The sequence below is a fragment of the Cupriavidus sp. GW822-FHT02D05 genome (assembly GCF_058802485.1).
The window spans coordinates 1-12,613 of the sequence record NZ_JBXAOE010000050.1 but is presented as its reverse complement, the minus strand read 5'-3'; the positions used below and the strand labels follow the sequence as shown (position 1 = coordinate 12,613).

The 12,613-nt window shown below is 67.5% G+C and carries 9 protein-coding genes; 5 read left to right on the top strand and 4 right to left on the bottom strand.

The window, feature by feature from the left end:
* Window positions 1-257: 257 nt before the first annotated feature.
* Complete coding sequence (locus AC1RQK_RS38210; RefSeq protein ID WP_492814662.1) at window positions 258-1,568, bottom strand: dicarboxylate/amino acid:cation symporter; 1,311 nt, start codon at window positions 1,566-1,568, stop codon at window positions 258-260.
* A gap of 575 nt (window positions 1,569-2,143) precedes the next feature.
* Window positions 2,144-5,527, bottom strand: a complete 3,384-nt coding sequence (locus AC1RQK_RS38205) for a diguanylate cyclase (protein ID WP_492814660.1) — start codon at window positions 5,525-5,527, stop codon at window positions 2,144-2,146.
* A 463-nt stretch (window positions 5,528-5,990) separates the two neighbouring features.
* Here AC1RQK_RS38205 and AC1RQK_RS38200 point away from each other — a divergent pair, with 463 nt between their 5' ends.
* The 3 genes from AC1RQK_RS38200 (at window position 5,991) to AC1RQK_RS38190 (ending at window position 9,323) form a co-directional block, all read left to right on the top strand.
* Window positions 5,991-6,416, top strand: a complete 426-nt coding sequence (locus AC1RQK_RS38200; RefSeq protein WP_492376468.1) for a nuclear transport factor 2 family protein — start codon at window positions 5,991-5,993, stop codon at window positions 6,414-6,416.
* Between the two features lie 192 nt (window positions 6,417-6,608).
* The gene (locus AC1RQK_RS38195; protein ID WP_150988428.1) at window positions 6,609-7,067 is read left to right on the top strand and encodes a (2Fe-2S)-binding protein; all 459 of its coding nucleotides are present in this window, start codon (window positions 6,609-6,611) and stop codon (window positions 7,065-7,067) included.
* Between the two features lie 12 nt (window positions 7,068-7,079).
* On the top strand, window positions 7,080-9,323 hold the full coding sequence (locus tag AC1RQK_RS38190) for a xanthine dehydrogenase family protein molybdopterin-binding subunit (protein ID WP_492814657.1): 2,244 nt from the start codon (window positions 7,080-7,082) through the stop codon (window positions 9,321-9,323).
* Between the two features lie 57 nt (window positions 9,324-9,380).
* Here the strand turns inward: AC1RQK_RS38190 and AC1RQK_RS38185 are convergent, their stop codons facing one another.
* Window positions 9,381-10,238, bottom strand: coding sequence for an anti-sigma factor family protein (locus AC1RQK_RS38185; protein WP_492814655.1), 858 nt, complete (start codon window positions 10,236-10,238; stop codon window positions 9,381-9,383).
* Window positions 10,225-10,923 carry an RNA polymerase sigma factor gene (locus tag AC1RQK_RS38180; RefSeq protein ID WP_492814653.1) on the bottom strand — a complete coding sequence of 233 codons (699 nt, stop codon included), beginning with the start codon at window positions 10,921-10,923 and terminating at the stop codon, window positions 10,225-10,227. Before AC1RQK_RS38180 ends, AC1RQK_RS38185 begins: the two co-directional genes overlap by 14 nt.
* A gap of 232 nt (window positions 10,924-11,155) precedes the next feature.
* Here AC1RQK_RS38180 and AC1RQK_RS38175 point away from each other — a divergent pair, with 232 nt between their 5' ends.
* Together AC1RQK_RS38175 and AC1RQK_RS38170 are read left to right on the top strand one after the other, a co-directional pair.
* Window positions 11,156-12,037 (top strand): metallophosphoesterase family protein, encoded by an 882-nt coding sequence (locus AC1RQK_RS38175; protein WP_253931857.1) that lies wholly within the window; start codon window positions 11,156-11,158, stop codon window positions 12,035-12,037.
* Window positions 12,038-12,102: 65 nt separating this feature from the next.
* Window positions 12,103-12,477 carry a cupredoxin domain-containing protein gene (locus AC1RQK_RS38170; RefSeq protein ID WP_492376463.1) on the top strand — a complete coding sequence of 125 codons (375 nt, stop codon included), beginning with the start codon at window positions 12,103-12,105 and terminating at the stop codon, window positions 12,475-12,477.
* Window positions 12,478-12,613: the final 136 nt, after the last annotated feature.

Genomic DNA, 12,613 nt, shown 5'->3' with positions numbered 1-12,613 from the left:
CGGGCGGAATGCGCAGGAAGCGAAGGCGAAGGAACTCGGTCGCGGGCAGCGAGCCCGACTGGTTAAGACTGCAGGCGCCAGCAAAAGTGCATCGTGCAAAGGGGTAAGAGTAGGGGGTGGGAGCGCCAATGTGCACATTGTGCGATGGCGCCACCCGCGGCGACCCCGTCTTTTACCACATCGCGGTTTTCCGGCCCCCGGAAACAAAAAAGGCCCGGCCACCTGATCGGTGGCCGGGCCTTGGCGCGCTGGCAGTGTTACTTGCCGGCCAGGACCTGAACGGGTGTCAGGCCGCGGTTGCCGTCGGCAGCGGGGTCATCCGCTTCTTCGGGCACCGGCGCGCCGATGGCGCCTTCGCTTTTGGCGACGACGGTTGTGGCAATGGCGTTGCCAAGCACATTGGTCACGGTACGGCCCATGTCGAGCACGTGGTCGATGCCCAGCACCAGCAGGATGCCCGCCTCGGGCAGGCCAAACATCGGCAGCACCGCGGCCACCACCACCAGCGAGGCACGCGGTACGCCGGCGATGCCCTTGCTGGTGACCAGCAGCACCAGCAGCATGGTGACCTGCTGCGAGAGCGACAGGTGGATGCCGTACACCTGTGCCACGAACAGCGCGGCGAAGGACGTGTACATGATCGAGCCGTCCAGGTTGAACGAGTAGCCCAGCGGCAGCACGAAGCCGGTGATGCGCTCCTTGACGCCAAAGCGGCCGAGCTGCTCGATCACCTTGGGGTAAGCCGATTCGCTGCTGGCGGTGGCGAAACCGATCATCAGCGGTGCGCGCACCATCTTGAGCAGGCGGAACACGTCGCGGCCGAGGAAGAAGTAGCCACCGCCGATCAGCGCCACCCACAGTAGCGCCAGCGACAGGTAGACCGCGCCCAGCAGCTTGGCATACACGACCAGCACGCCCAGGCCCTCGGCGGTGATCACCGCTGCGACCGCACCGAACACGCCGACCGGCGCGAAGGCCATCACATAGTTGGTGATCTTCAGCATCACGTGCGACAGGCCTTCGATGCCGGCCAGCACGGGTTTGCCGATGCCGTCCTTGAGCGTGCCCAGCGCAAAGCCGAAGAACAGCGAGAACACCACGATCTGCAGGATCTCATTGGTGGCCATGGCTTCGACGAAGCTCTTGGGGAACATGTGCGCGATGAAATCGCGCAGGTTCAGCGCCCCGGTCTTCAGGTTGGAGGCCGCGTCCGCCGCCGGCAGCGCCAGGTTCATGCCTTCGCCCGGGCGCAGCAGGTTGGCCATCAGCAGGCCCAGCAGCAGCGAGGTGATGGACGCGGCGATGAACCATGCCATCGCCTTCATGCCGATGCGGCCAACGGCCTTGCCGTCGCCCATGCTGGCGATGCCGCTGACCAGGGTGGCGAACACCAGCGGCCCGATGATCATCTTGATCATGCGCAGGAACACGTCGGTCAGGATGGACAGGTGGTCGGCGATGGACTTGGCGGCGGCGGGGTCCGGCACATAGTGGTGGGCGGCCGTGCCGGCCAGCACGCCAAGCAGCATCGCAATGAAAATCAGGGTGGGCAGTCGGTTCAGTTTCATCAGAAGTCGGGCCGATGCGCCCGGCCAATGGCCGGACGGCTGTTTTGCGGGGGGGCTGGCAGCCTTCTGGCATGGCGTTGCCGTCGTGGGGACAGCGCCATGCGGCCTCAGCCGGGAAGATCAGTGCCTGTTCAATCCGGAATCATTCCGGATCAATGCGTTGATCCATGCCGAACGGGCACGGGCAGCGTGTGCCCGGCGCCCACCGGTGTGGTGGGCAAGGTCGGCAAGGCGGGGTCGATCATTGTTTCCTCCATTGTTTTGGGTCCGGGCTGGCACGGGGGGAGCCAACCGTCGACCTGTATGGCCGCTTGGGGCCGGCGCATACATTGCACGAGGCGTGCCAGGCCAAAGGCCGTGCCGAAGGCGCCTAAGCTGCTGAAAAACAAGGAGAAATTAATGTGCGCTCGGCGCACGGTTCGGATTTCCGTGCGGATAGGGCAGCAGGGCGTTCGGTTTTCCGAACGAGTGACGGGGCTGAAAGCGGAACTGGCGCCCGTGCGGGCGCCAGCGTGTGATCCAAGGGGCATGGCGCGGCCGGCGCACGCCGCCGCCAGCCACGCACGCCAGGTGACTCAGGCGTTGTCCACGGGTTGGGTCGGGCAACTCTCCAGGAACAATTCCAGCGGCATCGGCCGCCCGATCACATAGCCCTGGGCATAGTCCACGCCAAGCGAGCGCAAGGCCTGCAGCGTTTCCTCGTCCTCCACGGATTCGGCCACGGTCAGCATGCCCAGGCGATGGCCGATATCGTTGATCGAGCTGACGATCTCGCGGTCCACCGCGCTGCCGGCCAGGTGGCGGATAAAGCTCCCGTCGATCTTGAGATAGTCCACCGGAAACTGCTTGAGATAGGAGAACGACGACAAGCCCGCCCCGAAATCGTCGAGCGCCACGGTGCAGCCAGCGCTGCGCATTTCGGTCACCAGGCGATTGGCCGCCGCCATGTTGTTGATCAGCGCGGTCTCGGTGATCTCCAGCTGGATGCGGCTGGCGGGCAGCACGGACCCGTACAGCTCGGCGTGCAGGAACGGCAGCAGGAACGGCTCGCCCAGCGAATTGGCCGACAGGTTGATGGCGACCGTGAGCCTGGGCACCGCGGTCAGGCGCTCGCCGAATTCGTGCAGCACGTGGTGGATCACCCAGCGGTCCACGTGGCCCATCAGGTCATAGCGCTCGGCGGCGGGGATGAACGCGCCCGGCATCACCAGCTTGCCTTGCTCGTCGACCATGCGCACCAGGATCTCGATATGGCGGTCGGCCTGGTTGTGCTCCTGCAGCGCGCGGATCTCCTGGGCGAACAGGCGGAAGCGGTTCGCATCCAGCGCCGAGTGGATGCCGGCGGCAACCTGCAGCTCCTGGTGGTGGCGCTGCGCATCGCTTTCGTCGCGCCGGTACACCGAGACGCGGCTGCGCCCGGCCGCCTTGGCGGCGTAGCAGGCTACGTCGGCGCGGCTCATCAGCTCGCCCATCGGCGGTGTTTCGTGGTCGATGGCGGTAATGCCGATGCTCGCGCCCACATCGTAGACCCGCCCTTCCCACGGGAAACGCTGGCCGCGGATGGCATCGATGATCTTCTGGCACACGCGCTCGGCCTGGTCCACCGTGCAGTCCATGAGCAGCAGCGCGAACTCGTCGCCGCCCAGGCGGGCGAGCAGGTCGTCCGGGCGCACGTGGTAGCGGATCACGTGGCCGAGCTCGCGCAGCAGTACGTCGCCCGCGGCATGCCCGGCCGTGTCGTTGACGATCTTGAAGCGGTCCAGGTCGATGAAGCACAGCGCGTGATGCTGTTGCTGCATGCGCGCAGCCTCGCAGGCCTCGCGCAGCCGCTTCTCGAACCAGATGCGGTTGGGCAGGCCGGTGAGCGCATCGTGCGAGGCCGAATGGGCCAGCTCGCGCTGCAGCGCGCGGGCGCCGGTGATGTCCTGGAACACCAGCACCGCGCCGATGACCTCCCCGGTAGCCGTGCGCACCGGGGCGGCGGAGTCCTGCACGTCATGGCGGTCGCCGGTCAGGCTTTGCAGCACTGCGCCGTCCTGCAGGTAGACCGGGCGCAAGGTCAGCAGGCACTGTTCCACCGGGCTGGGGATCGGCGCGTTGGTATGCTCGTCGACGATGCGGAAGATGGATTCGAGCGGCTGGCCGGCGGCCGCCTGCATGGTCCAGCCGGTGAGCTGCTCGGCGATCGGGTTCATGAAGGTGACGCCCATGGTGGCGTCGGTGCAGATCACCGCATCGCCGATGGAGCGCAGCGTGATATGCAGGCGTTCCTTCTCCTCGAACAGCGCCTCGGTGAGGCGGCGCTGTTCGGTGATGTCCCAGTTGGTGCCGATCATGGACACCGCGGTGCCATCGTCCTGGCGCAGCACCATTGCCATGGCCCGGATGTGGCGCACCGCGCCGTCGGGGCGCTGGATGCGGTATTCGGTATCGAAGGTGCGCGTGCCGCGCACCGCCTCGCGCATCTCGGTGCTTGCCTGCTCGACATCCTCGGGATGCACCATGGCCGTCCAGCGCTTGATGTCCGGCGCGCCCAGGGCAGGATCGACGCCGTGCAGCGCATGCATGCGCGCGTCCCACTCGATCGCGCCGCTGGCAATGTCCCATTCCCAGATGCCTACGCCGCCGGCTTCCACCGCCAGCTGGGTCCGGCGCGACAGTGCCTCAAGCTTTTCCAGCGCGGCCTTGCGCTCGTCGATGTCTTCCACCTGCGAGATGAAATGCAGCGGCTTGCCCGTGTTCTCGTCGTGCACCAGGGAGACGGCCAGCAAGGTCCAGCGATAGTGGCCGTCCTTGTGGCGGAAGCGCTTTTCTATCCGGTACGACTCGATCTCGCCGGCCAGCAGGCGCTCGACCTGGTGCAGGTCGGGGGCGAGATCGTCCGGGTGGGTGATGGTCGGGAAAGGCAGCTCCGCCAGCTCGGCGGCATCATAGCCAAACAGGTCACAGATGGCGCGGTTGACCTGCAGCCAGCGGCCGTCCAGCCCTACCAGCGCCATGCCGATGGCCGAATGCTCCATGGCCTGGCGAAAGCGCCGCTCGCTGCCGCGCAGCTCGCTGCGGTCACGCCGGTTCTGCTCCAGCAGGAAGGCAATGCAGATCGGGAACACCATGATCAGCGCGGTCGACAGCTGCACCGACTGCAGCAGGAACGGCTCGTTCGCGCCCAGGCCGAGCGACGCGGTGATCAGCCCCAGCGCCACCGTGCCGCAGATGGCCAGCAACGTCAGCAGGGCAGTGGCAAAGGGATTGGTCAGCAGCGCCGCCAGCACCAGCGGCAGCGCCATCACCACGAACGGCTCGTTGCTCTTATATAGCGCCACGCCGCCCACCGCCAGGCTCAGCAGGAGCAGGCCGGCAAAACGGGGCAGCTGCGCGCGGCGGAAGGTATCCGCGAAACGCTCGCGCGTGATCGATACCATCAGCGGCAGCAACATGACGATGCCCATCGAGTCCGCTGTCCACCAGGTCCACCAGACCGCGCCAAAACCGCTGTGGTAGGCGGTGCCGATGGTGGCGGCGCCGATGGTGGCGCCTACCGTCGGCCCCAGCGTGCTGGCCGCGCCCAGCGTCAGCGCGAAGCGCGCCAGCGGGCCCGGACGGGAGAGCGTCGCGCCGCCGGTCATGGCGCGCACCAGCCACGCCGAGAAGGCAATCTCGGCGACGTTGCCCAGCGCCAGCGCCAACGCAATGGCGGGGCTATCGCCCATGGCCGCATTGGCCGCCGCGCCCGCCACCAGCATCCCGGCCAGCTGCCACGGCGCGTCGCTGCGGCGCTGGTGCAGCAAGATGCCGAGGCCGAAAGCGTTGGCCAACCAGAGCATGGCCACGTTTCCGGGGTAGCGCGACACGGCCAGCCCGGCCAGGGCCAGCAGGAAGAAGGCGATGGCGGATAGCGACACACGCTGCCAGCGCGGGTAGGTGGTGGGCAAGGGGCGGACATCCAAATCTGGCGTCATGTGGCGTCAGCCTGAAGCTGCGTTCTCGAAATTGAGGCGATGGGCGGGCGTCGGGCAGGTTGCACGCACGGCCCAGCTTAATGGATCAATATAGCGGCGATACGCCGGAATCACGAGGCGATAAACCCCGCTGTGTTCCCGCTGTTCGGACTAGCGCCGGACGCCGTTTTGCGGTAGGAGAGTGGCCGGCGGCGAGCCGCAACCGGCCCCGGCGGCCGGTCTGCTGCCAAGGCGGACAGGCGCGCTGCCGGTCCAGTCATACAGGCGTTTCAGGCATTGCCCTGCCGAGGAGGGGTATTGGCGCGGATATCGGACCGGCGCGAAACGCGTCCACCTCGCCAGCCATGGCGGCCCTCGGGCGCGCGGTGACGACGCGACGGCAATTACCCCGCGCGTCATCGCGCGTAGCGCTGCGCGCACCGATGATATGGACAGCTTGCTCACGCACACCAAGGAGAAGACCATGTCCGAATCGGATCGCATCGCCGCACCTGCCAACCTCGCCGCCAACTTCACTGCCTCCGATCTTGCCGCCCTGGCGGATCGCTATCTTGCGGCCTGGAACGAAACCGACGCAGCTCGCCGGCGCGCGCTGATCGTCGGCGCCTGGACCGAGTCCGCCAGCTATGTCGACCCGCTCATGCGCGGTGACGGCCACGCCGGGATCGACGCCATGATCGCCGCCGTCCAGGCGCGCTTTCCGGGTTTTCACTTTACGCGCGTGACGCCGGTCGACGCACACGGCGGCAACCTGCGCTTTACCTGGGAACTGGCGCCTGCGGGTGCGGCAGCCGTGGTGGCCGGCACCGACTTCGCGACCGTGGCGGCGGACGGCCGGCTGCAATGCATGACGGGCTTTATCGACCGCGCGCCGCAAGGCATGGCCTGAGGCCGCCCGGGTGCGGTGCACGGTACCGCACGCGACTGCCCTTTTTGCACTATGCTCACAAGGTTGTACGGCGTGCGCACCGCGGCTGGGGCGCACGCTGCTGACCGGCCGCCGCCGGCGCGGCGCTGCGGATCGAACCGCTGCACCATGCCGGGGGCGGACCAGGGCAAACAGACCCAAGGAGCTCCCCCCATGACCACGCTAGATATCAACGGCAAGCCGTTGCAGGTAGACGTTGATCCTTCCACGCCCCTGCTGTGGGCGTTACGCGACAGCCTTGGCATGACCGGCACCAAGTTCGGCTGTGGCATGGCCGCATGTGGCGCGTGCACCGTGCATGTGAACGGCCAGGCCACGCGCAGTTGCGTGACGCCAGTCTCGGCGGCACAAGGCGCGCGCATCACCACCATCGAAGGCGTCACCGGCGACAAGGTTGGCCGCGCGGTGCTCGACGCCTGGATCAAGCACGATGTGGCGCAGTGCGGCTACTGCCAGAACGGCCAGGTGATGAGCGCCGTCGGGCTGTTGCGCAGCAAGAAGCACCCAAGCGATGCCGATATCGACCAGGCCATGGCCGGTAACCTGTGCCGCTGCGGCACCTACCAGCGCATCCGCGCGGCCATCAAGGACGCGGCGCGCGCGCTGGCTTAAGGGGACGACACCATGCGAATCAGATACCTCGAAGCGCTGGCCGGCGGCAATCGCAGGCACGCGGACGCCGGCGGCGTCGCCGCGCTGGACCGCCGCAGTTTTCTCAAGCTGACCGGCTTTGCCGGCGGCGGCCTGGCGCTCGGCATCTTGCCAGCCCAGGCCGCGCTGGCGCAGGAAGGCGCGGCGCCCAAGGCCCCGCCTTCACCGCCGCAGGCGTTCCTGCTGATCGCGCCGGACAACACCGTCACGGTGGCGGTCAACCGGCTCGAATTCGGCCAGGGCGTGCATACGGCGCTGCCCATGGCGCTGGCGGAAGAGCTCGACGTGGACTGGCGCAACGTGCGCGCCACGCTGGCGCCCGCCGGCGATGCGTACAAGGATCCCGCCTTCGGCATGCAGATCACCGGCGGCTCCACCGCGCTCAACCATTCCTTCCAGCAATACCGCGAGCTGGGCGCGCGCGCCCGCTCCATGCTGGTTTCCGCCGCGGCTACCCAGTGGCAGGTCGATCCGGCGAGCTGCCAGGTGGCGCTGGGCGTGGTCACCTCCGGCAGCCATCGCGCCACCTTTGGCGACCTGGCGCAGGCCGCCATGGCGCTGCCGGTGCCGCAGCAGGTAACGCTCAAGAACCCGGCGCAGTTCAAGCTCATCGGCAAGCCCACGCGCCGGCTGGACGCGCGCGGCAAGCTGGAGGGGACCACCGCCTTCGGTATTGACGTGCATCTCAAGAACATGGTGGTGGCCGTGGTGGCACGCCCGCCGCGCTTTGGCGGCAAGGTGAAATCCTTCAACGCCGACAAGGCGCGCGCGATCAAGGGCGTGGCCGACGTGATGCTGGTGCCGGTGGATCGCGGCGGCACCGGCGTGGCGGTGGTGGCCAATGGCTACTGGCCGGCCAAGCAGGCGCGCGACGCGCTGGAGATCGTGTGGGAAGACAGCGGCTCCAGCGTTTCCACCAAGGACCTGTTCGCGCAGTACAGGACGCTGGCCGCGCAACCCGGCACTGTGGCGCTGCAGGCTGACCTGGGCGCCATGTCCGGCGCCGCGCGCACCATCTCGGCGGATTACGAGTTTCCCTATCTTGCGCATGCGCCGATGGAGCCGCTGAACTGCACCTTGCAGGCCGAGGTGTCGGGCAAGGCGGTGCAGAGCGTGAAGGTATGGGTGGGCTCGCAGTTCCAGACCGTGGACCAGGCCGCCATCGGGCGTGTGCTCGGGCTGCCACCGGCCAAGGTCACGCTCAACACCATGATGGCGGGCGGCGGGTTCGGCCGGCGTGCCGTGCCCACCTCCGACTACCTGGTCGAAGCGGCCAACGTGCTGCTGGCCTGGGTCAAGAACGGGCATGACGAACCGCTCAAGGTGATGTGGAGCCGCGAGGACGATATCCGCGGCGGCTACTACCGGCCGCTGCATGTGCACCGCGCGCGCATCGGCACCGATGCGAAGGGGCAGGTGCTCGGCTGGCAGCATACCGTGGTCGGGCAGTCCATCCTCTCCGGCACGCCGTTCGAGGCGTTCATGGTCAAGGGCGGCGTGGACTCAACCATGGTCGAAGGCCTGGTGGAGAACGACTACGGCTTCCCGCTGCAACTATCGGTGCATCACCCGCAGGTGGCGGTGCCGGTGCTGTGGTGGCGCTCGGTTGGCAACACGCACACCGCCTTCGTCAAGGAAACGCTGGTCGACGAAGTGGCCGCCAATGCCAGGCAGGACCCGGTGGCGTACCGCCTTGCGCGGCTGGACGCGGGCAAGCACGCGCGCCATCGCGCGGCGCTGCAGCTGGCGGTGGACAAGTCCGGCTACGGCAAGCGCAAGCTGCCCAAGGGCCAGGCCTGGGGCGTGGCGGTGCACGAGTCGTTCGGCACGGTGGTGGCCTATGTGGTGGAGGTGTCGCTGGTGAAAAACGAGCCACATGTGCATCGCGTGACGGCCGGGGTGCATGCCAACCGCGTGGTCAATCCCATGTCGGCCGAGGCACAGGTGCAGGGCGCATGCGTGTTCGGGCTGGCGATGACGCGGCCGGGCTTTGCCATCGAGATCGAAAACGGCGTGGTGAAGAACAGCAACTTCCCCGACTATCCGCCGCCGCGCATCACCGATGCGCCGGTGGTGGACGTGTTCTTCGTGCCATCCGAGGATCCGCCCACCGGCCTGGGCGAGCCGGGCGTGCCAGCCATTGCGCCAGCGGTGGCCAACGCGCTGTTCACGCTCACCGGCAAGCGCCAGCGGCAGTTGCCGTTCGTGTTGGCCTGAGCCCGGGCGCCGGGCGCAGGGCTCAGGGCTCAGGGCTCAGGGCTCAGGGCTCAGGGCTCAGGGCGCGCGGTTGTCGCCAGCCGCGCGCCAGGCCTGCGTGAAGCGCAGCAGGTCGTCGGCCGAGGCATCGGTGATGGCCGCGTAGCGCATGCCGTCCGACTCCCAGATCCCCAGCTGGTAGCCTTGGCGCGCCTCGATCTGCGCGGGTGCCTGGCTGTGGCCGGGGTTGAGGGCTGGCTTGCTGTCCGCCGTGCGCGCTGGCAGCACGAACACATCGATGGGGTGCTGGTTGCGGCGGTAGACCAGTACCGCCACCGGCCGCCCGTGCACGTAGTCGAGCCGTCCCCCGACCAGCGGGAAACCTTGCGGCGCGAGTTCCCGTACCGACGGCGCGTAGTCGATCCGGCCATTGAACCAGGGTTTGACGGTGTGGCGGTCCGATGAGGCGACATCGATCGTGTGCCCCGAGATCAGCGCGCGCACATGGCTGCTTACCATCTCGCCTTCCACCGTCGGCCCGGAGCCATCGCTCAGCGCGTACTGGGCCATGCCGATGCCCAGCGTCGCCACCGTCAGCGCGGCCATGGCGGCATTGGCGGCGGGACCCCATTCGAAATAGCGCCGCATCCATTGCCACCATGCGCCACCGTTGCCGGCTGGCGCCGCCGCAGCGCCAGAGCCAGCCGCGGCCTGGGCTGCATCCAGCGCCGTGGTCAGCCGTGCGCGCAGGGCCGGCCCGGCGCGGTGGTAGGGCGCATGCGCGCGCAATACGGTGCGCAGTTCGCGCAGGTGCGCGAGCTGCGCGGTGCAGGCCGTGCATTGCGCCAGGTGCCGTTCAAGGCGCAAGGCATCGCCCGCGCCGAGCTCACCGTCGGCATTGGCCTGCAGCAGCAGGCGGGCGTCATTGCAGTTCATGGCCTGTCTCCCCGGCAGGTTGCGCCGGCGTGGCGTGGACGGCGGTTGCCGCGGCGGCCCTGCCCGTTGCCGGTGCGGTGGACAGGGTGCCTGCCGCGCCAAGGTCGGCGCCGCCCTGGGTGCCGATGCCGCGCATGCCCTCCGCGCGCAAGTCGAGCACTGCCGCCGCCAGCAGCTTGCGCGCGCGTGCCAGCCGCGACATCACGGTACCCAGCGGGATTTCCGCGATGACGGCGATGTCGCGATAAGGCAGGTCCTCCAGCTCACGCAGCACCAGGACTTCCCGAAAGGCCAGCGGCAGGCGCTCCAGCGCCACATGCAGCAGCCGGACATCCTCGGCGCGCAGCAGCCATTGCTCAGGGCTGTCGCCGTGACTATCCTGCCAGCCGGGCAGCGGCTCGCCATCGAAATGCGCGTCGTCGTAGCCCGCGCTCTCGGCCTGGCCCGGCTGGCGCCGCTTGCGCCACGTGGTGAACCACGTGTTGCGCACGATCGCCAGCAGCCACGCGCGCGGCTGATCGCCCCGGAAGCTGTCAAAAAAGCAGAAAGCCCGCAGGCAGGCTTCCTGCACCACGTCATCCGCCTCCACGGGGCTGCCCGACAGCCAGCGGGCCAGGTTGTAGGCGGCGTCGAGGTGCGGAAGCACCAGATCGTCGAAACGGCGGCGCTGGTCGGCAGCGTTCACGTCACTCCTTTGGCTCGGTGCCCGGGTTGGACGCATCGCGCGCCATCCCCGTTCATTCCGTCTCTGCCGCGTATACCGGGAATGCACTGAGTTTATTCCCGATTTTCACCACCACCACGTAAAAAAATTATCGCCAGCAACGGGAATAAACGCGCCTGCGCGCCGGTATGACAGGCAGGTCCACAGCAACCAGATCAAACCGATCGATCCGATCGATCCGATGGAGCTCAATATGCAGCGAGCATGGAAGCGGCGCGATTTTCTCGGGCTTGCCGCGTGCGCCGGCGGCGCGGTGTTTGTGTCGGCATTGCCCGGATGGGCTGCCGGGCGGGACGAAGCGTTCTACTTTGTCCAACTCTCGGACGCGCACTGGGGCTTCCAGGGCCCGCCCAATCCCGACGCGCGCGGGACCTTGCCCAAGGCGGTGGCAGCGGTCAACGCACTGGCCGAGCCGCCGGATTTCCTGATGTTCACCGGTGACCTTACCCACACGACCGATGACCCCGCCGAGCGCCGCCGGCGCATGCGCGAGTTCCAGTCGATCATCGCCGCGCTCAAGGTGCCGGTCGTGCACCTGATGCCGGGCGAACACGACGCCAGCCTGGACCAGGGCGCGGCCTATCGCGAACTGTTCGGGCCCACGCACTATGTGTTCGACCACAAGGGCGTGCACTTCATCGTGCTGGACAACGTCTCCGATCCTGCCGGGCGGGTGGGCGCGGCACAGCTCGACTGGCTCGCCGCGGATCTTGCGCAGCAGCCGCAGTCGGCGCGCATCGTGGTGTTCACGCACCGGCCGCTGTTCGACCTGTATCCGCAGTGGGACTGGGCTACCCGGGACGGCGCACAGGTCATCGAGCGGCTGATGCCGCATCCCAACGTGACGGTGTTTTATGGGCACATCCACCAGGAGCATCACCACATGACCGGGCATATCGCGCACCACGCGGCGCGCTCGCTGATCTACCCGTTGCCGGCGGCGGGGTCGCAGCCGCAGCGCTTGCCGGTGCCGTGGGATCCGGCGCAGCCCTATCGGGGATTGGGCTGGCGGGAAGTGGAAGCGGGCAGGGCGTCGGGGGATGTCGGGATCGAGGAGAAGCCTGTCAATGGTTGAGCAGATCGTGCCACGCCGCTTTGAACGGCTTTGAGCTGCTTTGAACTCGCTATCAGGAGTTGGTCATGTCAGTCATCGGACGGGAAGGAATCAGCCGCAGGCGGGCGCTGTGCTGCCTGCTGGCGCTGGCGGGCGGGACGCCACTGTTGCAAAGCGCTGCCGCTGCGCCGCGGGTGATCAAGGTGCATGCGCGCAAGTTTGTCTTCACGCCAAACCGGATTGCGCTGCGGGTCGGAGAGCCGGTGGTGTTCGAGCTGACCGCGCAGGATGTGATCATGGGGTTTAGCGTGCCGGATCTCGGCATTCGGGAGGATTTGCCGCCCGGCAAGGTCGTGCGGGTTTCGGCCTTGCCCAAGGTGGCTGGCAGTTTTGGGTTCTTGTGCGATATTTTTTGTGGGTCGGGGCACGAGACGATGAACGGGGTGATTGAAGTTAGTTAGTTAGTTAGTTCGTTTGTTTGTTGCAACTGCAACTGATTAACGTCAAGGTCAAAGGCAACGGCAACTGCAGTTTCACCACCCCTGCGGGGCGGCGACCTACTTTCTTGTCTTGCCAAGAAAGTAGGCAAAGAAGGCG

Excerpts from the sequence above, each read along its gene's own strand:
- AC1RQK_RS38210 (WP_492814662.1), bottom strand. The coding sequence starts at position 1,568 with ATGAAACTGAACCGACTGCCCACCCTGATTTTCATTGCGATGCTGCTT.
- AC1RQK_RS38205 (WP_492814660.1), bottom strand. The coding sequence starts at position 5,527 with ATGACGCCAGATTTGGATGTCCGCCCCTTGCCCACCACCTACCCGCGC.
- AC1RQK_RS38200 (WP_492376468.1), top strand. The coding sequence starts at position 5,991 with ATGTCCGAATCGGATCGCATCGCCGCACCTGCCAACCTCGCCGCCAAC.
- AC1RQK_RS38195 (WP_150988428.1), top strand. The coding sequence starts at position 6,609 with ATGACCACGCTAGATATCAACGGCAAGCCGTTGCAGGTAGACGTTGAT.
- AC1RQK_RS38190 (WP_492814657.1), top strand. The coding sequence starts at position 7,080 with ATGCGAATCAGATACCTCGAAGCGCTGGCCGGCGGCAATCGCAGGCAC.
- AC1RQK_RS38185 (WP_492814655.1), bottom strand. The coding sequence starts at position 10,238 with ATGAACTGCAATGACGCCCGCCTGCTGCTGCAGGCCAATGCCGACGGT.
- AC1RQK_RS38175 (WP_253931857.1), top strand. The coding sequence starts at position 11,156 with ATGCAGCGAGCATGGAAGCGGCGCGATTTTCTCGGGCTTGCCGCGTGC.
- AC1RQK_RS38170 (WP_492376463.1), top strand. The coding sequence starts at position 12,103 with ATGTCAGTCATCGGACGGGAAGGAATCAGCCGCAGGCGGGCGCTGTGC.